Origin of the sequence: Streptomyces sp. NPDC093018, assembly GCF_040684035.1 — a bacterium.
Taxonomy (GTDB): domain Bacteria; phylum Actinomycetota; class Actinomycetes; order Streptomycetales; family Streptomycetaceae; genus Streptomyces; species Streptomyces murinus.
This window is the reverse complement of record NZ_JBFBFF010000002.1, coordinates 577,045-600,859: the sequence shown is the minus strand read 5'-3', so window position 1 is coordinate 600,859 and position 23,815 is coordinate 577,045. Positions and strand designations below refer to the sequence as shown.

Below are 23,815 nucleotides of genomic sequence, written 5' to 3'. Positions count from 1 at the left end.
CGCATGTGCCCCGAGGATTCCGGGCACTCACAGTAACCCCGTGATCACCGGCTCAGCCACGCGGATCAGAGAAACGCCACCATTCGCCACCCCTTCGAATGAACTCCCGTTCCGTCGCACGCGATTCACTTGACACAGGACGAACGGAAGCGGGCGGAGTGATGCACAAAGGGGCGCGTGGATCCCGGCGCGCCACCCGACATGCTTCAAAGCGCCGCCCCGGTTCCGTCACGTCCAGGGCGGTCGGAGCCGTAGCGTTACGTTCCGCTTCCGTCTCGTTCCGTGTCGTAACCACCGGCGCGCTGGACCCGTTGGAGGGGGCATGGGCTTCACGATCGGCGGCATTCGCGAGATCCGCTCCGGCACGCGTCGGCGTAACCGGTCCGCGGAGTGCACCACCGTCGCCGAGTTCACCGGGCTGTGGGGCTGGGACGTGGTGCCGGGCGCGCGGGCCGCGGCGGGCGCCTGCTCCTGCGGGTTCGAGGACTGTCCGGAGCCGGGCGCGCATCCGCTCGACTTCGCGCCCGAGGTACCGGCCGGGGCCACGCTGGACGATGTGGCCAAGGCCTGGGCGGAGTGCCCGGGCGCCTCGGTGCTGCTGCCGGTGGGCCGCGCCTTCGACGTCGTGGAGGTCTCCGAGTCGGCCGGGCGGCGCGCCCTGGTCCGGCTGGAGCGGATGGGCCTGCCGCTGGGTCCGGTGGCCGTGACCCCCGAGGGCCGGGCCCACTTCTTCGTGGCCCCGGGCGCCGCGGCCGAGCTGCCCCGGCTGCTGTACCGCATGGGCTGGGACGACCCGCGCACCCTTGATCTGCGCGGCCTCGGGTCCGGTACGTACATCACCGCGCCGCCCTGCGACCGGGGCGGCCGGGGCCCGGTGCGCTGGCTGCGTCCGCCCGCCCTCGACTCCGCGACCCGCCCCCCGGCGGCCCGGCTGCTGCTGGGGACGCTGGCGTATGTGGCGCACCGGTCGCGGTGGCGGTCGTAGGGACGCCAGGAGAAGGCGGCCGGAAAGAGCGAAGTGCCCGTCCTCAACTGCACCTTGAGGGCGGGCACTTCTTCATGTCAGGCGGTAATCCGGCGACGGTCAGTCTCCGATCAGCGCGTCCACGAACGCCTCCGGCTCGAACGGCGCCAGGTCGTCAGCGCCCTCGCCGAGCCCGATGAGCTTGACCGGCACGCCCAGCTCGCGCTGGACGGCGACCACGATGCCGCCCTTGGCGGTGCCGTCCAGCTTGGTCAGCACGATGCCGGTGATGTCCACGACCTCGGCGAACACCCGGGCCTGCACCAGACCGTTCTGCCCGGTGGTGGCGTCCAGGACCAGCAGCACCTCGTCAAGCGGCGCGTGCTTCTCGACCACGCGCTTGACCTTGCCCAGCTCGTCCATGAGACCGGTCTTGGTGTGCAGCCGTCCCGCGGTGTCGATGAGGACGACGTCGACCCCCATCTCCTTGCCCTCCTTCACCGAGTCGAAGGCCACGGAGGCGGGGTCGCCGCCCTCGGGACCGCGCACGGTGTAGGCGCCGACCCGCTCGCCCCAGGTCTGGAGCTGGTCGGCGGCGGCGGCACGGAAGGTGTCGGCGGCGCCGAGCACCACGGTGCGGCCGTCGGCGACCAGGACGCGGGCGAGCTTGCCGGTGGTGGTGGTCTTTCCGGTGCCGTTGACGCCGACGACCATCACGATGCCCGGCTTGCGGCCGGCGGGCTCGGTCTTCACGGTGCGGTCGACATCGGTGCCGACCAGCTTGAGCAGCTCCTCGCGCAGCAGGCCGCGCAGCTCCTCGGGGGTGCGGGTGCCGAGCACCTTGACGCGCTCGCGCAGGCTGTCGACCAGTTCCTGGGTGGGCTGCACACCGACGTCGGCGGTGAGCAGGGTGTCCTCGATCTCCTCCCAGGTGTCGTCGTCCAGGTGCTCGCGCGAGAGCAGCGTGAGCAGGCCCTTGCCGAGGGCGTTCTGGGAGCGGGACAGACGGGTGCGGAGCCGGACCAGCCGGCCCGCGGTGGGCTCCGGGATCTCGATCTCCGGAGCCTCGACGGCGGGGACGGGAGGCTCTTCGACGGCGACCGGCGGGCCGCCCGGGAGATCCACCTCCTCGATCGTCCGGCGCGGTTCGTCGCGCGGCGTCTCGGCCTCTTCGCCGACGTGCGGCTCGGCCGGGGGCGCGGTGATGTCGGGCGCCTTCGGGGGCGGCGGGGGCAGCGACTTCCGGCGTCGGGTGCCCACGATCAGCCCGCCGAGCGCGCCGAGCACGACCACGGCGATGACTACAGCAAGGATGATGGTTTCCATAACGCCCCCCAGTATCGGCCATGGGTTCCGCCGGGAGGGGGCTTGTGTCTTCCTCCGAGAGACAAACGCCACGTTTGGCGAGGAGTCGGAGCAAAGTACGATGGTCCGGGCTGCGTTGACGCGCGTAGAGTCCGACCGTCCCCTTCCCCCCACCTCTAGGGCACCCTTCCCCATGAGCAAAACCGTCGAGACCGAAGGCGCTCTCGAGACCCGTGGCATCGAGCAGGTCCCGGACCACGAGCGGACCGGCCGGACCCGTGAGCTGTTCCCGACCTGGGTCGGCGCCAACATCAGCGTCCTGCTGCTGACGATGGGCGCGAGCCTCGTCGTGGCGTACCACCTGAACATCTGGCAGGCGCTGGTCGTCGCGGTGGCGGCGCCCGTCGTGTCGTACGGCCTCGTCGGCCTGATCGGCATCGCGGGCAAGCGGGGCGGGGCGCCGGGCATGGCGCTGTCCCGCGCGGTGTTCGGGCAGCGGGGCAACCTGCTGCCGGGCTCGCTGATCTGGGTGGCCCGCTGGGGCTGGGAGACGATCAACGCGGTGACCGGCGCCTACGCCATGCTCTCCATCCTGGAGATCGTGTTCGGCATCAAGGCGAACAGCGTCCTGGACATGGTGACGCTGCTGGTGTTCGTGGTGGCGACCTTCGCGATCTCCGGGCTCGGCATCAACGCCGTGCAGAAGTGCAACAAGTACGCGACCTACTTCTTCGGTGCCTTCTCGGTGCTGGTCCTCGTCTACCTCGCGGTGAAGACGGACTGGTCGAAGGTGATGGACCACAGCGCCGGTTCCACGGCCGCGGTGATCACCGGCATCGGCATGATCGCGGCCGGCGGCGTCAGCTGGATCCCGACGGCCCCGGACTTCACCCGCTATCTGCCGCGCACGGCCTCCTCGAAGGCGATCGTGGGTACGGCGGTCGGCGGCGCCGGTGTGGTCGTGCTGCCGATGGTGCTGATGGGCGCGGTGATGGCGGTCGCCACCCCGGACCTGGCCTCGGCCGCCGACCCGGTGTCCTTCCTGGGCAAGATCCTTCCGACGTGGATCGCGGTGCCGTATCTGCTCATCGCGCTGGTCGGCATGCTGCTGATCAACTCGATGTCGATGTACTCGGCGGGCTTCACCGCGCAGACCCTCGGCTTCAAGGTGCCGCGGCACTGGGCGGTGTCGGTCAACGCGGTGATCTCGCTGGTGTTCGGCGGGGTGCTGATGCTGGTGGCGACGAGCTTCATGGGCTCCTTCATCGCCTTCCTGTCCCTGCTCGCGGTCGCGTTCTCCGCGTGGGTCGGCGTGTTCGGCGCGGACATGTTCCGCCGCACGGAGTACGACGGCCGGGCCATGGCCGACACCACGCGCACCAGCGCCTACTGGTACAAGGGCGGCTTCTCCCCCGCCGCCGTGGCCGCGTGGGCGATCGGCCTGGTCTCGGGCCTGATGTTCACCACCTCGGACTGGTTCACCGGCCCGCTGGCCAAGAACAACGTCATCGGCGAGTACGGCCTCGGCTGGGTCGCCACGATCGTGATCTCCGGCGTGCTGTACATGGTCCTGCCGAAGCCGGGCATCGAGGCTCCGGCCGTGGACACGGAGGAGGCCGCGCGGGCCGACGGCGCGGACGAGTCCACCTCCGGGCCTACGGGTGAGCAGGCGACGGCCGCGGTCTGATCAGGCGCCCGCCGGGCTCAGTGGCCGCCCTTGTGCAGGGCGGCACCGGCCCGGAAGCACGGTCGGCCGCAGCGGCCCTTGGTCTCCTCGCCGGCGTCGTCCGGGCAGCAGCAGCGCCCGGCGAGCCCCCGCAGCTCGCCGGGATCGAGCCAGAGCGCCACGCGGCCCCGACCGGCTTCGGCCCCCGGGTCCGTGGGCAGGCCGGTCATCCGCCGGCCCCCGTTCCGCGGCCACGCGCATATCACGACACGTCAGCCACCATCCCCCTCCGATGCCTCGCGTCGGAGGGGGATTTCGTTTGCCTCGATGGACGCGAGTTGGGCCGCGAGGATCTCCTCGAACGCGGCGCGGCGGTCGACGCCGAGGGGGCGGACCTCGCGGGCGAAGTGGGCGAGGGCGGGGAAGCGTTCGGGGTCGGCGCCAAGGACGGCGACGCGGAAGTGCTCCATGCCCTGCTCGAACTCCTGCGGCGAGATGGCGCTCATTCCGGCCTCGGCGGCGATCAGCGCGGCGACGAGGATCACGATCCGGTGATAGCGGGCCGGGATCTCCTCGTCGGGCAGGCCCGAGGCCCGCAGCGCCTGGAGGATCTCCTCCATGACCAGCCGGGACCCGGTGCCGCTCGACGCGTAACGTCCCCAGACCGCCGCGAGCTGGGGCTGCCGGCCGAAGGCCTCGCGCAGGCGCAGGGCCAGCGCGGTGATGCGCTGTTTCCAGTCACCCTCGGGGCGGTGGCCCTCCATGGCCGCCAGCAGGATCCGGTCGGCGACCGCGCGCAGCAGCTCCGTCTTGTTGCGGAAGTGTCGGTAGAGGCTGGAGGAGTCGGTGCCGAGCACCGCGGCGAGCCGGCGCACGCTGAACGACTCCGTGTCGCTCGTGCGCAGCATCTCCGCCGCCGTGTCCAGGATCTCCTCGCTCGACCAGCGCCTTCGGCCTGCCATCTCGCCCCTCTCGTCCGGCGCCAGTCTAGCTGTGCACTTGTCGTTGCACGCACCGCGTGCATAATGAGGACACATGCCCAGGGAGGGAGCAGGAGACATGAGCGAGACCACTGCCGCGATACGACCTCCGGAGCCGGACTGGTCGACGATCACGGCCGGGGAACTGGCCGCCTACCGCACCGCCGAGAACCGCTTCCGGGCCTCCGGCGCGGCGCGCGCGATGACCGGGGAACCGGATCCCGGTGCCGTCATCGAGTGGCAGGAAGTGGCGCTGCCCGGCCGCGACCTCCCGGTCCGGGTGCACCGCCCGGCGGCCGGGAGCGCGGACGGGGGCGCTCTGCCGCTCGTGCTGCATGTGCACGGCGGCGGGTTCGTCGGTACGGCGACGCAGTGCGACTGGGTCACCAGCCATGTCGCCGCCCGGCTGCCCGCCGTCGTCGTCTCGGTCGAGCACCGGCTGCTCGCCCCGGACACCCCGCTGTCGGCCGCCGCCGACGACGGCTGGGACGCGCTGCGGCATGTGCTGGGACACGCGCGGGAATGGGGTGTCGACCCCGCGCGGACGGCCGTGTTCGGCGAGAGCTGCGGCGCGTTGATCGGCGCCCTGACGGTACTGCGGGCCAGCGAGGCGGGCCTCGCGCTGAGGGCACAAGTGCTGGTCAATCCGGCCACCGATGTGACCGACGCGATGCTCGACCACCCTTCGATCGCCGCGTACGGACAGGGCCCGGGCCTCTCCGTGGCCCAACTGCGCTTCTTCCGGCGGCTCGCCGTGCCGCCCGGCGCCGACGCACGCGCGCTCTCGCCGCTGTACGCCGCCGATCTGTCCGGGCTGCCTCCGGCGCTCGTGGTGGTGCCGACCGACGACCCGCTGGCCGACCACGGCCGCCGCTACGCCGAACGCCTGCTCGCGGCCGGGACCGTCGTACGGCTCACCGAACACTCCGGCGCCCGGCACGCGTTCCTCAGCGTGCCGGGACTGGAGCGGCAAGCGGCGGCGGCGCGGACGGAGATCCTGGAGTTCCTGCGAACCAGGCTCGCCGCATGAGAGGCGAACCGATGCCGGGGACGCGCCGTGCGCGAGGGGCCATCGTGGCGATGTGCGCCGGGCTCGCGCTCACCGTCGTCGCGACGATCGTCTCGTACACCGACCGCACGACCACCCACCTGCTGGCCGACCACATCCGCGCGGGCTACCCCGGCTACGACACCTCGCGGGTCGACGCGGCCGTCGGCACCTACCTGGTGCTGTCGTCCGTCGTCGGGGCGCTCGGGGTGCTCGGCTGGCTCGGGACGGCCTGGGCCGTGCGGGCGGGCACGCGCTGGGCGCGCCCCATGGCGACCGCGCTGTTCGTGCTCGGCACGGTCATCGGGCTGACCGGTCTGCTCGCCAAGGACACCTCCGGCGCGACCGGTCTGCCGCCCGCTCTGGGATGGAGCGGGGTCGCCCCCTGCCTTGCGGGCGCGGTGGCGGTCGTACTGCTGTGGCGGAGGGGGTGCCGGGAATGACAGCCCGCACCGGCAGGGACACACGGGGCAGGGAGGACGTACCGGTGCGGCGCATCGGCATCATCGGAGTGGGTGAGATCGGGCGGGCCGTCGTCATGGGGCTGCGACACGGGGGCGGGGCGGAGCCGGAGGTGTTCCTCTCGCCCAGGGGCGCGCGCACGAGGGCCGAGTTGGCCGGGCGCTACGCGGGTGTCCATGTGTGCGCCGACAACCAGGCCGTGGTGGACCGTGCGGAGCTGGTGATCGTCGCCGTACGCGGTCAGGACCGGCACGAGGCGCTGGCCGGGACATCGGTCACGGGTGACAAGGTCGTCGTCAATGTGATGGCCGGGGTCGCTCACGACGAGCTGCGGCGGACGCTCGGCACCGAGGCGCCACTGGTGCGGGCGATTCCGCTGCCGGCGGTGCGTGAGCGCCGGTCCGTCACGGTGGTGCACCCGTCGCACCCCGCGGTGGACGCGCTGTTCGAGGGGCTGGGCGGGGTGCTCCCGGTGGCGGACGAGGCCGCTTTCGACGTCCTTTCGGCGCTGACCGGGACGCTGACCACGCACTACGCGTATCTCGCCGCGCTCACCTCGTGGGCCGCCGGCCAGGGCGTTCCCGCGGCCGACGCCGAGCGGTACATCCGGGGCCTCTTCCAGGGTGTCGGCCGGGCGCTCGGCGACGAGAGCCGGTCGCTGGAGCGGCTCGCGGCCGATCACGAGACACCGGGCGGGAGCAACGAGCGCGTCCGGAGCGGCTGGTTCGACCGGGCCAACCGCGAAGCCCTCACGGCGACGCTCGACCAGCTCCTGGCTCATCTGCGCGCCGACGGGTGAAAGCCCCCGCCCCCGGTCCGGGCAGTGGCCGGGCCGGGGGCGAGGGGAGGAACGAGGAGAGGGGCAGCGGGGTCTGAAGGCCCTTCTCCCCGGGTTCGGGGGTGCCTCGGGGGGAGGCTCAGCCCATCTCCTCCAGGGCCTTGCCCTTCGTCTCCTTGACGAACTTCAGGACGAAGGGGATGGAGAGGGCGGCGAACACGGTGTAGATGATGTACGTGCCGGAGAGGTTCCAGTCGGCCAGCGACGGGAAGCTCGCGGTGATCGCCCAGTTGGCGATCCACTGCGCGGCGGCGGCCACGCCCAGGGCGGCGGCGCGGATCCGGTTCGGGAACATCTCGCCGAGCATGACCCAGACGACCACACCCCAGGACAGGGCGAAGAAGAGGACGAAGATGTGCGCCGCGATCAGGGCCACCCAGCCCTGCGTGGCGGGCAGCTTGCCGTCGACCAGGTGGTACGAGAACGCCCAGGCCTCCAGCGCCAGGCCGACGACCATGCCGACCGAGCCGATGAGCGCGAGCGGCTTGCGGCCGATCCGGTCCACGAAGATCATCGCGATCACGGTGCCGACGATGTTGATGATGGACGTGGTGAAGGAGTAGAAGAACGAGTCCGTCGGGTCGACACCGACCGACTGCCACAGCGTCGAGGAGTAGTAGAACGCGACGTTGATGCCGACGAACTGCTGGAAGACCGACAGGCCGATGCCCACCCAGACGATCGGCTTGAAGTAGAAGCCGCCGCCCAGCAGGTCCTTGAAGGTGGAGCGGTGCTCGCTCTTCATCGCGTGCTCGATGTCGGCGACGCGCTTGTCCAGGTCGGCGCTCTCGCCCTCGACTTCGGCCAGGATCTCCTTGGCGCGCTCACGCTTGCCGACGGAGAGCAGGAAGCGCGGGGACTCGGGGATGGCGAAGGACAGCAGGCCGTACAGGGCGGCCGGGATCACCATGACGCCCAGCATGACCTGCCAGGCCTCCAGGCCCATGAGGTGGCCGCGCTGGTTGCCGCCGGCGGCGTTCAGCAGGCCCCAGTTGACCAGCTGGGAGATGGCGATGCCGACGACGATCGCGGCCTGCTGGAAGGAGCCGAGCCGGCCGCGGTAGGCGGGCGGGGCGACCTCGGCGATGTAGGCGGGGCCGATCACGGAGGCCATACCGATGGCGAAACCGCCGACGATGCGCCAGAAGGCGAGGTCCCACAGCGCGAAGGGCAGCGCGGAGCCGACGGCGCTGATCGTGAACAGCGTGGCCGCGATCTGCATACAGCGGATACGGCCGATCCGGTCGGCTATCCGGCCCGCGGTGGCGGCGCCGATGGCACAGCCGATCAGGGCGATGGCGATGACCTGCGCGAGCCCGGCGGAGCCGATGTCGTAACGGTCGCGGATGGCCTCGACGGCACCGTTGATGACGGAGCTGTCGTAGCCGAAGAGGAACCCGCCCATGGCCGCGGCCGCGGCGATGAAGATGACATGCCCGAGATGTTCGGGATGAGCCGTCCCGGCTCCTGACTGAGGTGCCTGCGCTGTGCTGGTCACGTGAAACTCCTCGGGCCACGGCAACGCTGCCGGGGTGGGGTGAGCCCTTCCAGGTCTCCAGTGGCGCATACGTTTGCGCTACTTACACCTGAAGGAAAAAAGCAACGTTGCAGAGACTATGCCTTCAACTTCCGAAGTCAATAGGGGGAAAGCTGTGAGTTAGGAGATACGGCCGATCGCTCCGTGTTCAAGAAATGAACAGGGAGTGAGGTGATCTTGATCGTCCGTCTCAGTGGATCTTGAAAGGGGTCAGCGCAGGCGCTGCGAGATGACCTTCGACACGCCGTCGCCCTGCATGGAGACGCCGTACAACGCGTCGGCCACCTCCATCGTGCGCTTCTGGTGGGTGATCACGATCAGCTGTGAGGACTCCTGCAACTCCTGCATGATCCGGATCAGCCGCTGGAGGTTGGTGTCGTCCAGCGCGGCCTCGACCTCGTCCATCACATAGAAGGGACTCGGCCGGGCCTTGAAGATCGACACCAGCAGCGCGACGGCCGTCAGCGACCGCTCGCCGCCCGAGAGCAGGGACAGCCGCTTGACCTTCTTGCCCGGCGGCCGCGCCTCGACGTCGACGCCCGTGGTGAGCATGTTGCCGGGGTCGGTGAGCACGAGCCTGCCCTCGCCGCCCGGGAACAGCCGGCCGAAGACGCCCTCGAACTCGCGCGCGGTGTCCCGGTAGGCCTCGGTGAAGACCTGCTCGACCCGCTCGTCGACCTCCTTCACCACCTGGAGCAGATCGGCACGGGTCTTCTTCAGGTCCTCCAGCTGCTCGCTGAGGAACTTGTGCCGCTCCTCCAGCGCCGCGAACTCCTCCAGGGCCAGCGGATTGACCTTGCCGAGCTGCTGGTACGCCCGCTCGGCCGCCCTGAGCCGCTTCTCCTGCTCGGCCCGTACGAAGGGGCGCGGCTGGTTGCGGGGGTGCTCCGGGTCCTCCGGCAGCGTCTCGCCGTCGGCGGGGGGCGAGGGCGGCACGGGCTGGTGCGGCCCGTACTCCGTCTCCAGCCCCGCCGGTTCGACACCCAGCTCCTCCAGCGCCCTGGTCTCCAGCTGCTCGATCCGCAGCCGCTTCTCGGCGCCGAGTACCTCGCCGCGGTGGACCGAATCCGTCAACTTGTCGAGTTCCGACTTCAGTTCACGTCCGGTGCCGCGGGCGGCGGCCAGTTCCTGCTCGCGCCGGGCCTTCGCGGCCTCGGCCGCGGTGCGCTCCTGATCGGCGCGGACCAGGGAGACCTCGACATGCGCCAGCAGCTGCCGGGCGCCGTCGGCCACGGCCCGTGCGACCGCCGCCTCGTGGCGCAGCCGGGCCCTGCGCTGCTCGGCCCGTGCCCGTGCCTCCCGCTCCGTGCGGGCGGCACGGTCGAGGGAGTCGGCCCGGCCGGCCAGGCCCTTGACCCGCTCCTCGTGGGTACGGACCTGCAGGCGGGCCTCCATCTCGGTCTGCCGCGCGTTGGCGCCGTCGGCGGAGAGCCGGTCGCGCACCGCGGTGTCCGGCTCCTCCGCCACCGGCATCTCCTCGGCGACGGCGAGCCGCTCCGCGAGTTCCTCCGCTTCCTGTACGGCACCCTCCAGCGCGTCCTGCGCCCGCGCGGCAGCGGCGGCGGAGCGGTCGGCCTCACCGGCGGCGGCACGGGCCTCACCGGCGAGGCGGCCGAGCTGCTGGGCGACGGTGGACTTCTCCCGGTCGGCCGCCCGGCGCCGTTCGCCCAGCTCCTCCACCAGGGCGGCGGCCTCGGTACGGTGGTCCGTCGCCGTGTTCTCCGCCTCGGCCAGCTCCGCGCAGCGGACGGAGAGCTCCGCGAGTTCGGCGGCGGCCTCGTCCACGGAGGCCTGGACCTCCAGGAGGCTCGGGGCGCCCGCGGAGCCGCCGTGGGCGAAGTGGGCGGCCAGTAGGTCGCCCTCGGCGGTGACGGCGGTGAGGTGGGGGTGGGAGCGGATGAGGTCTTCGGCGGCGTCCAGGGTGTCGACCACGACGGTGTCGTGGAGGAGTCTGCGGATGGCCGGCATCAGGTCGTCGGGGGCGCGGACGAATTTTTCGGCGGGGAACGGGCCGTCGTCGGGTGCGGGTGCGCTGTGGCTGGTCGCGCAGTTCCCCGCGCCCCTGAAGGGCGCCTCCGGTGAGCCGGTGATGAGCAGGGCCGCCCTTCCTCCGTCCTGTTTGTGCAGGAGGCGGAGGGCGTCGGCGGCGGAGGCCGGGTTGGTCACGGCGAGGGCGTCGGCGGCGGCTCCGAAGGCGGCGGCCAGGGGGATCTCGTAGCCCGGGGTGACGGTCAGGAGTTCCGCGGCGGGGCCGAGGAGGCCGGTGAGGTGGGCCGTGGAGTCCAGCAGTATTCCGGTGCCGTCCTTGCGGCGCAGGCCCAGGGCCAGTGCCTCGTGGCGGGCCTGGGTCGCGGCGCGCCGGCGTTCGGTGGTGGTGACGGCCCGGCGGGCCTCGGTCAGGGCGGTCTCGGCGTCGGCGAGCCGTTCCCTGGCCGCCCGGTGCCGCTCGGCGAGGTCGGTGTCGTCCGCGTCGAGTCCGTCGACCTCGGCCTTGAGCGCCTCGTACTCCTCCTGGGCGCGCACCGCGCGTTCCCGGGCCTCGTCGCGGGCCAGGGCCAGCCGGTCGATCTCGGCCTGGGCGGCGGCGGCACGTGAACGGGCCGCGCCCACCTGGCCGTTCAGCCGGGCCAGGCCCTCGCGGCGGTCGGCGATGGCGCGGGCCACGTCCTTGAGCCGGCGTTCCTCGACGGCCAGTTCCCGCTCCAGTTCGGCGCGGTGGGCGACCGTGTCGTCCAGGGCGTGCCGGGCCGCTTCCAGGGCGGCCTCCAGCTCGGCCTCCTGCTCGCGGACGCGGGCGGCCTCGCGCTCCAGGTCCTCGGGGTCACGGCCGCGGCGCTCCTCGGGCGGCGCGGAAGTGGCGCTCTTGACCCGGGCGTCGGCCAGCGAGACGGTGCCGCGCACCCGCTCGGCCAGCTGGGACAGCTCGTACCAGGTCTGCTGGGCGCGCTGGAGGCGGGGCGCGAGCTGCCGTACCTCCTCCTCCAGGAGGGACTCGCGGTGCTGGGCCTTGCGCAGCTCCTGCTCGGCGGCCTCCTTGCGCTCCTTGAGGGCGGCCTCGTCGGCGATCTCGGCGTTGAGCGCCCCGCGCAGTCGTACGAGGTCGTCGGCGAGCAGCCGTAGCCGGGCGTCGCGCAGATCGGCCTGGATGACGGCGGCCCGGCGGGCCACCGCCGCCTGGCGGCCGAGCGGCTTGAGCTGGCGGCGCAGTTCGTCGGTGAGGTCCTGGACGCGGGCGAGGTTGGCCTGCATCGCGTCCAGTTTCCGCAGCGCCTTCTCCTTGCGCCTGCGGTGCTTGAGGACACCGGCCGCCTCCTCGATGAAGGCGCGGCGGCCCATCGGATCGGCGTGCAGCACGGAGTCCAGCTGGCCCTGGCCGACGATCACATGCATCTCGCGGCCGATGCCGGAGTCGGAGAGCAGTTCCTGGATGTCCAGGAGGCGGCAGGTGTCGCCGTTGATCTGGTACTCGCTGCCGCCGTTGCGGAACATGATCCGCGTGATGGTGACCTCGGCGTACTCGATGGGCAGCGCCCCGTCGGAGTTGTCGATGGTCAGGGACACCTCGGCGCGGCCCAGCGGGGGGCGCCCGGTGGTGCCGGCGAAGATGACGTCCTCCATCTTGCCGCCGCGCAGCGACTTGGCGCCCTGCTCGCCCATGACCCAGCTCAGCGCGTCCACCACATTGGACTTGCCCGAGCCGTTCGGTCCGACGACGCAGGTGATCCCGGGTTCGAACCGGAGGGTGGTCGCGGAGGCGAACGACTTGAAGCCGCGCAGGGTCAGGGCCTTGAGGTGCACGCCGCCGGACTCTACCGGCCGTCGCTGTCTCACTCCATGAACCCTCGTGACCGCGCGGTTTCACCGCTGGACAGGCAGGGCACACCAGATGTTGAAGAAGGTGAAAGGATGCGCGGGGGAAGAAAGAAGGGACGCCGAAGCGTCCCTTGCGATTCTATGGACGGCCTCGGATGCCGGTCGTCCGATCCGATGAGCGGCTGATACGGGCTGCCCAACCACTGCTGCTGTCGTGGAGCGATGCAGCGATCAGGTGAGCGCAGGCTCCGCCTGGTGTGCGTCGATGCTCTCCATGATCCTGTCCTGAGAGGCGGCAGCCGCCAGCGCGTCGTTCTCCGCCTGGATCCTGACCAGCTCGGACTCCAGGTCCTGAACACGCTGCTGCAGCCGTCGCATCTCGGCGAGGAGTCGAGGGTCGGAGCCGCCGACGTAACCGAGAAGCGCCTTTGCCATGATGGATGGTCCTCCACACTGAGTGACCGACCGATGCGGTGTGGGTCGTGAGGGATTCGCACCCGCGGTGCTTGGCACATCCGAGTGTTGCTCTGCTGTTGCTCCATGCCAAACAGCTAAGGTGCGCGGGGCTTTCAGCGTCTCACCAAAAAGTTTGACGGTCAACACGATCACACCCCGTATTGGCGGGCGGACCGGGGTGCGCGGCCGGAGAGACACGGCGGCGCAGCGGGTCGTCCAGGCCCTGGGGCGCAGCGATCAGCTGTATCTGCGGAGCCTGCCACGCCCCGCCCTTCTTGGCAACCACCAGGCCGTTTCCGCTCCGGGCCGCCGTGTGCGGGGGCCCGGCGGCCGGGGGCAGGGCGGCTTCGGCTCAGCGGATCGCGAAGCCGTCGTAGCCGCCGCGGGGTGTGTCCCAGATCTCGGTGACGCCGTCCACACGGCCGGGCGTGTCGGCCCCTTGGAGCCAGTCGAGCAGCCCTTCGCAGCCTTCGCGCGCGCCCTCGGCGACGACCTGGACCCGGCCGTCCGCCAAATTGAGAGCAAAACCACTCAAGCCGCCGATCTCCAGCGCCTTGGCACGGGTGAACCAGCGAAATCCCACGCCCTGTACGTGTCCACGCACCCAGGCGACCAGTCGAACATCCTCACTCATGGGGGCAACCTAACCGGCCGGTGTCGTTCGGGACACATCGCCCTCGAAGGGCATGAGGTACGGTCCGCACGCGGGCGCACCCCCGGGGAAACTCACTCGATCGGGTGGGGTGGGTCGGCCGGAAGCGCCAAGGAAGTATGAGGAAGAGGGCAAGGTCATGGGACGCCACCGACGCTCGGACGCCGGCCGCGCCGCGGAGGGCGACGACCCGCGTGCCTCCGCCGCCGGGAGCGACGATCCGTCGTCCGCGCCCACGGCGCCGATACCGATGGGCACCGCGCCCTATCTGAACCCCCAGGCGTACGCGGCGGCGCAGGCCAAGGCGGACGCGTATCTCTTCGCGGCCGGGCCGGGGAATCCCGCGCACCCTTCGCCTCCGGAGCCGGGTGCGGCGGGCGGTCCGGCGAGCGGTTCCGGCGCGGCCGGGGGCTCCGGTGAGAACCCGGGCGCGGATCCCGGTGACGGCCCAGGTCCCGGTGCGGACCCCGATCGTGGTCCGCGGCGCCAGAAGCGGGCCGGGCGCGCGGTGAGCATGACGCTGCTCGGGATGTGCGTGGCCGTCGCCCTGGGCACCGCGGCGGTGGCCGCGGGTGTGGTCCCGGGCTTCCAGGGCTACCGCCTCGACGGCAGCACCCACACCACCGGCGACGACCGGATCCGGGCGGCGGGCTCCCCCGGCAACACGGCCGACGCGCAGGGCGGCACGTCCGGCAGCGCGGACGACGGCGGCGCGGGCATCGGCGCCGGTACGAGCGCGGGCACGGGCACGGTTACAGGCACCGGCAGCGGCAGCGGTGGTTCGGCGTCCGGTCGGGGAGCCGTACGGTCGCCCTCGTCCGCCGCTCCGACCCCGTCCTCGTCCCCGACGCCCACGAAGTCCCCGTCGGCCTCGGCCTCGGCCTCGCCGACCCCGTCGAAGTCCGCGAAGCCCACCGCCTCGGCCTCGTCCGCGAAGCCCGGCGCCCCCCGGACCACCCCGGCCGCCCCCGGCACCCCCCGGCCCAAGCCCTCCCCCACCAGGGCGAAGCCGAGCCCGGCCCCCACGAGGACCGCGGCGCCCACGCCGACCACCCCGCCCATGACCGTCTCCGCGCGGGCCGCCGCCGAGGCGGAGGTGCTGAAGCTGGTCAACGACGAGCGGGCCAAGGCGGGGTGCAGCGCGCTGTCCGCGAACTCGGCGCTGACGAACCTGGCCGAGTCCTACAGCGACGACATGGCGGCGCGGGGCTTCTTCTCCGACACCGATCCGGACGGCAAGTCGCCGTGGGACCGGGCGACGGCGGCCGGTGTCACCGGGCTCGGCGCCGAGAACATCGCGCGCGGCCCTGCGGACCCGGCGGCCGTGGTGAAGGCGTGGATGGCCAGCCCCGAGCACCGCGCCAACATCCTCAACTGCGACTTCCACACCCTCGGCGTCGGCGTGCACTTCGGCGCGGGCGGCCCGTGGTGGACCGAGGAGTTCGGCGACTGAGCCGGACTCCTCCGACCGGCGGCCGAGTTACGCGGCTGCCCGGCCCCGCGCGAACGTCCGCGCGGTCTCCGTCACCCGGCGGCCGAGGTGCTCGGCCGTGGCGATGTCCGCCTTGTGGACGCCCTCGGGACCCTGGTCGGTGTCGGTCTGAGCGGCGGCACCGGCGAAGAAGCCGAGGCGGTTGAGGTCGTTCTCGGAGGCGGTGCTGCTGTTCCAGCCCGGGAGCAGACCGAGGTTCACCCAGTGCATGCCGTGCTGCGCGGCGAGCGTCTGGAAGAACTGCAGCGTGTGCAGCTTGTCGCCGCTCTTGGAGCCCGAGTTGGTGAAGCCGGCGGCCAGCTTGTCCGACCAGTCCTGACCGGCCCAGCGCGAGGAGGTCGCCTCGCCGAAGACATGGAAGGCGCCGGAGGCCGTGCCCATGTAGGTGGGCGAGCCAAAGACGATCGCGTCCGAGCGGTCGAGTATCCCCCACTGCTCCTCGGTGATCCCGTCCACCTTGATCAGGTGCGCCTCGGCACCCGCCTCGACGGCACCGGCGCGGACGGCCTCGGCGAGGACGGCGGTGTGGCCGTAGCCCGAGTGGTAGGCGATGGAAAGAACGGGGGCGGTCATGACTCTCCTCGAAAGGGCAGCTCAATAGCGACGACCAAAGGAAAGCACTAACTAGAAGTTAGTGCAACCCAACAGTTAGCGCTGCATGGGCGTATCCTGGTGCCATGACTGCACGCCCCCAGGATCCCGACGAGCTCGCCTTCAACGTCTTCGCCAAGGCATGCCCCTCCCGCTGCACGCTGGAGAACGTCACGGGCCGCTGGGGCGGACTGACCCTCGGCGCGCTGTCCGAGGGCTCGCTGCGCTTCAACGAACTGCGCCGCCGTGTCGACGGGGTGAGCGAGAAGATGCTCTCCCAGACCCTGCACGCGCTGGAGCGCGACGGGCTGGTGCACCGCGAGGCCCAGCCGACCAACCCGCCCCGCGTCGACTACGAGCTGACCCCGCTCGGCCGCGAGGTCGCCGGGCGGCTGCTCGCCCTCATCGCATGCGTGGAGGGCGCCATGGACGAGGTACTGGCCTCGCGCGAGCGTTACGACGAGACGCGCGGCGCCCGCTGACACTTCGGGCAGAAGTAGCTGGAGCGGTTCATCCACGGGCGGCGCCGCATGGGGGTGCCGCAGCGGCGGCAGGGCTCGCCCTCGCGGCCGTAGGCGTCGAGCGAGCGGTCGAAGTAGCCCGACTCGCCGTTGACGTTGACGTACAGGCTGTCGAAGCTGGTGCCGCCGACCGCGAGGGCCGCGTTCATCACGTCCCTGATGTGGCCGAGGAGTTCGGCCGTGACCGGGCGGGTGAAGTGGGCGGTCGGACGCTCGTAGTGGATACGGGCGCGCCAAAGGGCCTCGTCCGCGTAGATGTTGCCGACCCCGCTGATCAACGACTGGTCCAGCAGGGCCCGTTTGACGGTGCTGCGCTTGCGGCGCAGGGCCTGGTGGAAGGCGTCGTCGTCGAACAATGGGTCGAGCGGGTCGCGGGCGATGTGCGCGATGACGTCGGGCAGCCCGTCCGGGGTGTTGTCGTGCAACGACAGCCCGCCGAAGGTGCGTTGGTCCACGAACCGCAGCTCGGTGCCGAGCGAGTCGGCGAACCGGATCCGGATCCGCAGATGCTTCTCGTCGGGCGTCTCCTGCGGCTGCACCAGCAGCTGCCCGCTCATCCCGAGGTGCGCGAGCACCGACTGGCTCGTCTCCTCCAGCGGCAGCCACAGGTACTTGCCGCGCCGGCTGGGGTCGCCGATGTGATGCCCCTTGAGCCGGTGCGCGAAGTCCTCGCCGCCGGCCACATGCCGGCGTACGGCGCGCGGGTGCAGCACCTCGGTCTCGGCGACGGTGCGATGGGCCACCCACCGCGCCAGCCCCCGCCGGACGACCTCGACCTCGGGCAACTCGGGCATCGGGACCCCCGTAGAAAGGCGCTGTACGAGACAGCGGGGCGCGGTAGCGGAAACGCCCGCCCCGTCCGGAATCGGTGGGGCGGGCGCTCGGTGCTGCTTGTCGTGCTGTCGTGCTGTTCGTCAGGCGGTGGCGGACGACGTGTCGTCGTCCTCGGCGGCTTGTACGACGGCCTGCTCGGCCTCCGTCGCCGCCTTGGCGCGCTCGTCCGCGGCGGCCTTGATGGCACGCCAGGCGGACTCGGCGGCCTGCTGCTCCGCCTCCTTCTTGCTGCGGCCGGTGCCGGTGCCGTACGAGACGCCTCCGACGCGGGCGGCAGCAGTGAAGGTCTTCTCGTGGTCGGGGCCGGTCTCCGTGACCAGGTACTCGGGCACGCCGAGTCCCTCGATCGCGGTCAGCTCCTGGAGCGACGTCTTCCAGTCCAGGCCCGCGCCCAGGTTGGAGGACTTCTCGATCAGCGGGTCGAAGAGCCGGTGCACCAGCTCGGACGCCGCGACGAGGCCCTGGTCGAGATAGACCGCGCCGATCACCGCTTCAAGGGTGTCGGCGAGGATGGACGCCTTGTCCCGGCCACCCGTGCCCTCTTCACCCCGGCCGAGCCGGATGAAGGCGCCGAGGTCGAGGCCGCGCCCCACCTCCGCCAGCGCACGCGAATTGACCACCGCGGCCCGCAGCTTGGCCAGTTGGCCCTCGGGCAGGTCGGGGTGGGTGCGATACAGCGTGTCCGTGACGACGAGGCCGAGCACGGAGTCCCCGAGGAACTCCAGCCGCTCGTTCGTCGGCAGACCGCCGTTCTCGTACGCGTAGGAACGGTGGGTGAGCGCACGCACCAGAAGGGCGGACTCGACCTGGTAGCCGAGCCGCCCTTCCAGAACTGTGTGGGACGAGGCCAGTGAGCTACCCCCGCGCTGGCGGGGACTAGCGGCTTTCGCGTCTGTCATCGGGCCTCTCACCAACCGCTCAGACTTCGAGGACCTGGCGCTTGTTGTAGGTGCCGCAAGACGGGCACGCGATGTGCTGCAGCTTGGGCTCGTGGCAGCGCTCGCACGCAACCAGGGTGGGGACCGCAGCCTTCCACTGCGACCGGCGGTGGCGCGTGTTGCTGCGCGACATCTTCCGCTTCGGAACAGCCACGGCTACTTCTCCTGCTTCTCGTCGACGCCCGCTTCGGCGCCGCTCATCTCGTCCTTCTCGCCGTCCGTCGTGGTGCCGGCGAGTCCCTGCAAAGCCGCCCAACGGATGTCGACGGCGTCATGATGGTGTTCCGGGTCGTCCGCGAGCCGGGCTCCGCACTCGGAGCACAGACCCGGGCAGTCTTCCTGGCACACCGGCTGCATCGGCAGTGCGAGCACCACCGCATCGCGCAGCACAGGTTCGAGGTCGAAAAGACCGTCCTCGATGAAGAGCCTGTCCTCGTCGTCCTCGGCGTCGTCGCCCGGTTCCGCGATCACGCGGCCCCGGTCGTCGGCGTCAGGGTACGAGAACATCTCCTGGAAGTCCGCTTCGAGCTCCAGCTCGACCGGCTCCAGACACCTTACGCACTCCCCCTCGGCCGTGGCACGGGCGGTGCCTGTGACAAGCACCCCTTCCATGACCGACTCAAGCCGGAGGCCGAGTTCCACCAGGGTGCCTTCCGGCACTTCGATGACTCCCGGGATGCCGAGATCCCTCGGGGCGTCGATCTCGCGGGTCAGCCGCTGCAGCGCGCCAGGACGCCGACCCAGCTCGTGAGTGTCGAACACGAGGGGGTTGCGGTGGTCGAGGCGGGCGTTGGAGGCCATTCCTGCTTTCGATCTACGTACTCGAAGGGACACCGCCCGTCGGTGTTTCCGGGCAGCGTGGTCGCGGGCGGTTCCGTACGCGAGCGTCAGGGCACGCGCGACCGAAGAGCCAGGATACTGGACCTTGCGCCCAGGGCCCAATCCGACCCCGTCAGCGGCTGCCGCGGCCCTGCTCGTAGGCCCGCAGCTGCTCCGCACTGATCATGCCGGTGTCGAAGAGGCTGGTCTCGTCCAGAACGTAGTCCTGCTGCGGCTGGGACTGCTGCGACGCCTGGGGCAGCTGTTGCTGCTGGGGGTCGTAGCCGCCCTGCTGGACGTAGCCGCTCTGGTACGTATAGGGGTCGGCCTGCTGCTGGTAGCCGTACGGGTCCTGCCCGCCGTAGGCGGCCTGCTGCGGGAAGCCGGTGTAGGCGCCCTGCTGCTGGTCGTAGCCGCCGTAGGCGGGCTGCGGCTCGTACGACGGCTGCTCGGGCCGCTGGTCGTACCCCGGCTGCTCGGGCCGCCGGTCGTACCCGGCCTCGGCCGCCGGTTCGTACCCGGGCCGCTCCGTCCGGGGCTCGTACGACGGCTGCTCCCGCGGGGCCGCCGGGCGCTCGGCCGGGGTGTCCGCGAGGGCGGCGAGGTCGGCGAGGTAGTCGGCGTCGCTGGAGTGCTGGAAGGTCGTGGTGTCGTCGGCGAGGGCGCCGAGGTCGTCGGTGGCGATCCGGCCGTGCAGCTTCTGCCGGCCGCGGCCGACCGCCTCCAGGGTCTTGGCGAGCACCGCCTCGAAGGCGCCCAGCTTGGTGTCCACGTACGCGTCGGCGTTGTGCCGCAGCGTCTCGGGGTCCGGGCTGCGCTCGGGGGCGTCCTCGTCCTCGTAGCCGTTCTCGTCCAGACCCGGGCCGGTGCCGAGGAGCTTCTCGCGGCCGCGGCCGACCGAGCCCAGGGTCTTGGTGAGGACGACCTCGAAGTTGGCGAGCTTGGAGTCGACGTAGTCGTCGGCCTCGGCGCGGACCTCCTCGGCCTCCTGGCGGGCCTCGGCGAGGATCCGGTCGGCCTCGGCCTGGGAGCGGCGGGCGACCTCGGTGCCGGAGACCAGCGAGCCGCGCTCGGCGTGCGCGGTCTCGATGATCCGGTCGGCCTCCTGGCGGGCCTGCTCGACCATCTGCTCCCGGTCGCCGATCAGCTCCTGCGCCTGCGCGAGGGAGCCGGGCAGGGCCTGGCGCACCTCTTCCAGCAACGCGAGCAGGTCGGCGCGGTTGATCACGCAGGACGCCGACATGGGCATGGCCCGTGCGCCGGCGACCGCGGAGACGATCTCGTCGAGCTTCTTCTGCACGTCCACCTGTGCTCGCCACTTCCTACAGCCGGATCGGAGACGGACGGGACGACTGTAGTCCCAAGTCCCATCAGTCCTTGCGCAGCCGCCTGTTGAGGGCGGCGAGGACCTGCGGCGGCACCAGGTGGGAGACGTCGCCGCCCCAGGCCGCGACCTCCCTGACGAGCGAGGAGGACAGGAAGCTGTAGGTGGGGTTGGTCGGCACGAACAGCGTCTCGACGCCGGTGAGGCCGTTGTTCATCTGGGCCATCTGGAGCTCGTAGTCGAAGTCGCTGACGGCGCGCAGGCCCTTGACGATGGCGGGGATGTCGCGCTGCTTGCAGTAGTCCACGAGAAGGCCGTGGTGGGTCTCCACCCGTACGTTGGCGAACTCCGAGGTGACCTCGCGGATCAGCTCGATCCGCTCGTCGACCTCGAACAGGCCCTTCTTGGACTGGTTGATCATCACCGCGACGTAGACCTCGTCGTACAGCCGGGAGGCTCGGGCGATGATGTCGAGATGTCCATTGGTGATCGGGTCGAACGACCCGGGACAGACGGCGCGGCGCACTAGTGATCCCTCGCTCTCCGGTCCGGTCATCGTGCGTCTTCGCACGTAGAGGCGGCGCGACCGTACCAAAACGTTCCCTCGCCGTAGCGACGGGACCGGATCGCCTCGAAGCCGTCCGGCCACCGGAATTCACCGCCTCTGGTGCTGCGCTCCACGGTGACCAGCGCGTCCGCCCCGAGCCAGCCCCCCGAGCGGAGTGTGAGGAGAATCTCGCGAAGATCGTCGTCGGTGACGGCGTACGGAGGGTCGAGGAAGACCAGGTCGTACGGGGCGGCGGGGGGTGCGGTCCTGATGACCTGTTCCGCTTTGCCCGCTCTGACCTCGGCGCCCGGAAGGCCCAGGTTCTTCACGTTCTCGCGGACGGTCCGCGCGGCGCGGGCGTCGGCCTCCACGAGCAGGGTGTGGCCCGCGCCGCGGGAGAGGGCTTCCAGGCCGACGGCGCCGGAGCCGGCGTAGAGGTCGAGGACGCGTTCGCCCGCGAGGGGGCCGCCGAGGAGGGACTGCCAGGTGGAGAAGAGACCTTCGCGTGCGCGGTCGGAGGTCGGCCGGGTGCCGGTGCCCGGCGGGACTGCCAGGCGACGTCCGCCGGCTGCGCCGGCGATCACGCGGGTCATGTGTGGTCCTTCGTCGTGGGTGGCTACAGGGTTCATTGTGGCTGGTGGCGCCCTGCGGCGGCAGCCGCCCGTCCGATACGGCCCCGCGCCCCCGGGTCGGCGTGCTTCAGCCCTTTTCCAGGTACTGCTCCCTCTCCTCGTCCAGCAGCGCGTCCAGCGCGGTCCGCAGGCCCGGCAGCTGGTCCAGGTCCGGGTCCGCCGTCACCAGGGTCATCGCCTCGCTGCGGGCCTCCGCGATGACCTCCTCGTCCTCGATGACCTCAAGGACGCGCAGGCTGGAGCGGGCGCCGGACTGGGCCTGGCCGAGGACGTCGCCCTCGCGGCGCTGTTCGAGGTCGATACGGGACAGCTCGAAGCCGTCGAGGGTGGCCGCGACCGCGTTCAGGCGCTGGCGGGCCGCACTGGCCTCGGGCATCTCGGTGACCAGGAGGCACAGGCCGGGCGCCGAGCCGCGGCCCACCCGGCCGCGCAGCTGGTGGAGCTGGGAGACGCCGAAGCGGTCGGCGTCCATGATGACCATCGCGGTGGCGTTCGGGACGTTCACGCCCACCTCGATGACCGTGGTGGCGACCAGGACGTCGGTGTCGCCCGCGGCGAAGCGGCGCATCACGGCGTCCTTGTCGTCGGGGTGCATCCTGCCGTGCAGCACCTCGACCCGCAGGCCCTGGAGGGGGCCCTTGGCGAGGTGGTCGGCCACGTCGAGGACCGCGAGCGGGGGCCGCTTCTCGGCCTCGTCCTCGGCGGATTTCTTCTTGGCGGCCTTCTTCGGGTCGGCCGCCTCGTCGATGTCGTCCCCGATACGGGGGCAGACCACGTACGCCTGGTGGCCGTTCTCCACCTCCTCCCGCACCCGTTCCCAGGCGCGGGCGAGGAAGTGGGGTTTGTCGGCGGCCGGGACGACATGGCTGGCGATCGGGGAGCGGCCCGCCGGGAGCTGGTCGAGGACGGAGGTCTCCAGGTCGCCGAAGACGGTCATGGCGACCGTGCGCGGGATCGGGGTGGCGGTCATGACCAGGAGGTGCGGGGGCTGCTTGCCCTTGCCGCGCAGGGCGTCGCGCTGCTCCACGCCGAAGCGGTGCTGTTCGTCCACGACGACCAGGCCGAGGTCGTGGAACTGGACCTTGTCCTCGATCAGGGCGTGGGTGCCGATGACGACGCCGGCCTCGCCGGTGGCCAGGTCGAGCAGGGCCTTGCGGCGGGCCGCGGCGCCCATGGAGCCGGTGAGCAGCACCACCTTGGTGGCGTGCTCGGTGCCGCCCAGCATGCCGCCCTCGGCGAGGTCGCCCATCATCTCGGTGACCGACCGGTGATGCTGCTGGGCCAGTACCTCGGTGGGCGCGAGCAGGGCGGCCTGCCCGCCCGCGTCGACCACGGCGAGCATGGCGCGCAGGGCGACCAGCGTCTTGCCGCTGCCGACCTCGCCCTGGAGGAGCCGGTGCATGGGGTGTTCGGTGGCGAGGTCGGCGAAGATCTCGCGGGAGACCTTCTGCTGGCCCTCGGTGAGGGTGAACGGCAGCCGGTCGTCGAAGGCGGTGAGCAGGCCGTCGGTTCGCGGGCGGCGGGCGACCGCCGGGAGCTGGGCGTCCGCGTACCGGCGGCGGGCCAGGGCGACCTGGAGGACGAACGCCTCGTCCCACTTGAGGCGGGCGCGGGCGGCCGCGATGTCGGCCTTGGCGGCCGGGCGGTGGATCTTGAGCAGGGCCTCGGGGAGCGGGAGCAGTCCGCGGCCCTCGCGCAGGGCGGGCGGCAGCGGGTCGAGGGCCTCCTGGGCGGCGGGCAGGACCGTCTGCACCGCCTTGCCGATCTTCCAGGACTCCAGTTTGGCGGTGGCCGGGTAGAGCGGGATCAGGGAGCCCGCCCAGGTCTCGACGGCCTCCTCGCCGTCGCCGCGCAGCAACTCGTAGGCGGGATGGGCGAGCTGGAGGCGGTGGTTGAACACGGAGACCTTGCCGGCGAACATCGCGCGGGTGCCCGGCAGCAGGTCCTTGTGCGGCTTGTGCACGCCGTTGCCGAAGAACACCAGCTGGAGGCGGCCGCTGCCGTCGGTGATGGTGACCTCCAGGCGCTGGCCCTTGCCGCGCGGCGCCCGGGAGGAGGCGAAGGAGTGCAGACGGGCGTCGGCGACCTGGGCGACCACGGTGACGTGCTCGTCCATGGGGAGGTCGGCGAGGTGGGTGAGCTGGCCGCGCTCCTCGTATCTGCGCGGGTAGTGGTGCAGGAGGTCGCCGACGGTGTGCAGGCCGAGGTGCTCGGCCATCACCTTCGCGGTGGCGGGGCCGAGCACTGACTTCAGTGGCTGTTTCAGTGGTTCTTCCAGTGCGGGCACGAGATCCATTGCACACCACCGCACTGACAATGCCGTAGACGCCTGCCCTGCGGGTTCGGCACGGGGTGCCGTGCACAATGCCGTACAGATCCCGGAAACCCCTGGTCGG

The 23,815-nt window shown here is 71.5% G+C and carries 23 protein-coding genes; 7 read left to right on the top strand and 16 right to left on the bottom strand.

Translation table 11 applies throughout. The features are described from left to right. Positions 1–322 precede the first annotated feature (322 nt). Entirely contained in the window at positions 323–985 is a 663-nt protein-coding gene (locus AB0N90_RS06590; protein WP_365193404.1) for a bifunctional DNA primase/polymerase, read from the top strand. 99 nt (positions 986–1,084) lie between these two features. Here AB0N90_RS06590 and ftsY read toward each other — a convergent pair whose 3' ends face one another. Further along, positions 1,085–2,290 (bottom strand): signal recognition particle-docking protein FtsY, encoded by a 1,206-nt coding sequence (gene ftsY / locus AB0N90_RS06585; RefSeq protein ID WP_365193402.1) that lies wholly within the window; start codon positions 2,288–2,290, stop codon positions 1,085–1,087. A gap of 172 nt (positions 2,291–2,462) precedes the next feature. Between ftsY and AB0N90_RS06580 the strand changes: the two genes are divergently transcribed. Then, entirely contained in the window at positions 2,463–3,956 is a 1,494-nt protein-coding gene (locus tag AB0N90_RS06580; RefSeq protein ID WP_365193401.1) for a cytosine permease, read from the top strand. Between the two features lie 17 nt (positions 3,957–3,973). On the opposite strand, the gene AB0N90_RS06575 is transcribed toward AB0N90_RS06580, so the two are convergent. Continuing rightward, complete coding sequence (locus AB0N90_RS06575; protein WP_365193399.1) at positions 3,974–4,165, bottom strand: hypothetical protein; 192 nt, start codon at positions 4,163–4,165, stop codon at positions 3,974–3,976. 42 nt (positions 4,166–4,207) lie between these two features. Next, complete coding sequence (locus tag AB0N90_RS06570) at positions 4,208–4,897, bottom strand: TetR/AcrR family transcriptional regulator (RefSeq protein ID WP_365193398.1); 690 nt, start codon at positions 4,895–4,897, stop codon at positions 4,208–4,210. A gap of 97 nt (positions 4,898–4,994) precedes the next feature. On the opposite strand from AB0N90_RS06570, the gene AB0N90_RS06565 reads away from it, so the two are divergent. From AB0N90_RS06565 to AB0N90_RS06555, 3 genes are read left to right on the top strand one after another with little or no spacing between them, the layout of a single operon-like run. Then, positions 4,995–5,945, top strand: coding sequence for an alpha/beta hydrolase (locus AB0N90_RS06565; RefSeq protein WP_365193397.1), 951 nt, complete (start codon positions 4,995–4,997; stop codon positions 5,943–5,945). Next, positions 5,942–6,406, top strand: coding sequence for a hypothetical protein (locus AB0N90_RS06560; protein WP_365193395.1), 465 nt, complete (start codon positions 5,942–5,944; stop codon positions 6,404–6,406). The genes AB0N90_RS06565 and AB0N90_RS06560 overlap by 4 nt, the downstream gene beginning before the upstream one ends. After that, positions 6,403–7,224 (top strand): NAD(P)-binding domain-containing protein, encoded by an 822-nt coding sequence (locus AB0N90_RS06555; protein WP_365193393.1) that lies wholly within the window; start codon positions 6,403–6,405, stop codon positions 7,222–7,224. The genes AB0N90_RS06560 and AB0N90_RS06555 overlap by 4 nt, the downstream gene beginning before the upstream one ends. A 118-nt stretch (positions 7,225–7,342) precedes the next feature. Here the strand turns inward: AB0N90_RS06555 and AB0N90_RS06550 are convergent, their stop codons facing one another. The 4 genes from AB0N90_RS06550 to AB0N90_RS06535 form a co-directional block, all read right to left on the bottom strand. Next, entirely contained in the window at positions 7,343–8,761 is a 1,419-nt protein-coding gene (locus AB0N90_RS06550) for a sugar porter family MFS transporter (RefSeq protein WP_085566751.1), read from the bottom strand. A gap of 249 nt (positions 8,762–9,010) precedes the next feature. Beyond that, on the bottom strand, positions 9,011–12,598 hold the full coding sequence (smc, locus tag AB0N90_RS06545) for a chromosome segregation protein SMC (RefSeq protein ID WP_365193391.1): 3,588 nt from the start codon (positions 12,596–12,598) through the stop codon (positions 9,011–9,013). 246 nt (positions 12,599–12,844) lie between these two features. After that, positions 12,845–13,048 (bottom strand): hypothetical protein, encoded by a 204-nt coding sequence (locus AB0N90_RS06540; protein ID WP_018544743.1) that lies wholly within the window; start codon positions 13,046–13,048, stop codon positions 12,845–12,847. A 373-nt stretch (positions 13,049–13,421) separates the two neighbouring features. Next, positions 13,422–13,703, bottom strand: coding sequence for an acylphosphatase (locus AB0N90_RS06535; protein ID WP_085566748.1), 282 nt, complete (start codon positions 13,701–13,703; stop codon positions 13,422–13,424). Between the two features lie 157 nt (positions 13,704–13,860). Here AB0N90_RS06535 and AB0N90_RS06530 point away from each other — a divergent pair, with 157 nt between their 5' ends. After that, positions 13,861–15,174, top strand: a complete 1,314-nt coding sequence (locus AB0N90_RS06530) for a CAP domain-containing protein (protein ID WP_365193390.1) — start codon at positions 13,861–13,863, stop codon at positions 15,172–15,174. 27 nt (positions 15,175–15,201) lie between these two features. On the opposite strand, the gene AB0N90_RS06525 is transcribed toward AB0N90_RS06530, so the two are convergent. Further along, positions 15,202–15,786 (bottom strand): flavodoxin family protein, encoded by a 585-nt coding sequence (locus AB0N90_RS06525; protein WP_365193389.1) that lies wholly within the window; start codon positions 15,784–15,786, stop codon positions 15,202–15,204. A gap of 104 nt (positions 15,787–15,890) precedes the next feature. Between AB0N90_RS06525 and AB0N90_RS06520 the strand changes: the two genes are divergently transcribed. Continuing rightward, positions 15,891–16,286 carry a helix-turn-helix domain-containing protein gene (locus tag AB0N90_RS06520; RefSeq protein WP_365193387.1) on the top strand — a complete coding sequence of 132 codons (396 nt, stop codon included), beginning with the start codon at positions 15,891–15,893 and terminating at the stop codon, positions 16,284–16,286. On the opposite strand, the gene mutM is transcribed toward AB0N90_RS06520, so the two are convergent. The 8 genes from mutM to recG all read right to left on the bottom strand — a co-directional run bounded on the left by mutM (position 16,259) and on the right by recG (position 23,715). Next, positions 16,259–17,119, bottom strand: coding sequence for a bifunctional DNA-formamidopyrimidine glycosylase/DNA-(apurinic or apyrimidinic site) lyase (mutM, locus tag AB0N90_RS06515; RefSeq protein WP_365193385.1), 861 nt, complete (start codon positions 17,117–17,119; stop codon positions 16,259–16,261). The genes AB0N90_RS06520 and mutM overlap by 28 nt on opposite strands. 120 nt (positions 17,120–17,239) lie before the next feature. Then, positions 17,240–18,058 (bottom strand): ribonuclease III, encoded by an 819-nt coding sequence (gene rnc / locus AB0N90_RS06510; RefSeq protein ID WP_365193383.1) that lies wholly within the window; start codon positions 18,056–18,058, stop codon positions 17,240–17,242. 19 nt (positions 18,059–18,077) lie between these two features. After that, positions 18,078–18,251 (bottom strand): 50S ribosomal protein L32, encoded by a 174-nt coding sequence (gene rpmF, locus AB0N90_RS06505; protein ID WP_007493396.1) that lies wholly within the window; start codon positions 18,249–18,251, stop codon positions 18,078–18,080. Positions 18,252–18,253: 2 nt separating this feature from the next. After that, positions 18,254–18,898, bottom strand: coding sequence for a DUF177 domain-containing protein (locus AB0N90_RS06500; protein WP_365193382.1), 645 nt, complete (start codon positions 18,896–18,898; stop codon positions 18,254–18,256). Positions 18,899–19,049: 151 nt separating this feature from the next. Then, the gene (locus AB0N90_RS06495; RefSeq protein WP_365193381.1) at positions 19,050–20,222 is read right to left on the bottom strand and encodes a cell division initiation protein; all 1,173 of its coding nucleotides are present in this window, start codon (positions 20,220–20,222) and stop codon (positions 19,050–19,052) included. A 64-nt stretch (positions 20,223–20,286) separates the two neighbouring features. Then, on the bottom strand, positions 20,287–20,766 hold the full coding sequence (gene coaD, locus AB0N90_RS06490; RefSeq protein WP_216369648.1) for a pantetheine-phosphate adenylyltransferase: 480 nt from the start codon (positions 20,764–20,766) through the stop codon (positions 20,287–20,289). Positions 20,767–20,792: 26 nt separating this feature from the next. Then, positions 20,793–21,380 (bottom strand): 16S rRNA (guanine(966)-N(2))-methyltransferase RsmD, encoded by a 588-nt coding sequence (rsmD, locus tag AB0N90_RS06485; RefSeq protein ID WP_365193379.1) that lies wholly within the window; start codon positions 21,378–21,380, stop codon positions 20,793–20,795. A 106-nt stretch (positions 21,381–21,486) separates the two neighbouring features. Further along, entirely contained in the window at positions 21,487–23,715 is a 2,229-nt protein-coding gene (gene recG, locus AB0N90_RS06480) for an ATP-dependent DNA helicase RecG (protein WP_365193378.1), read from the bottom strand. Positions 23,716–23,815: the final 100 nt, after the last annotated feature.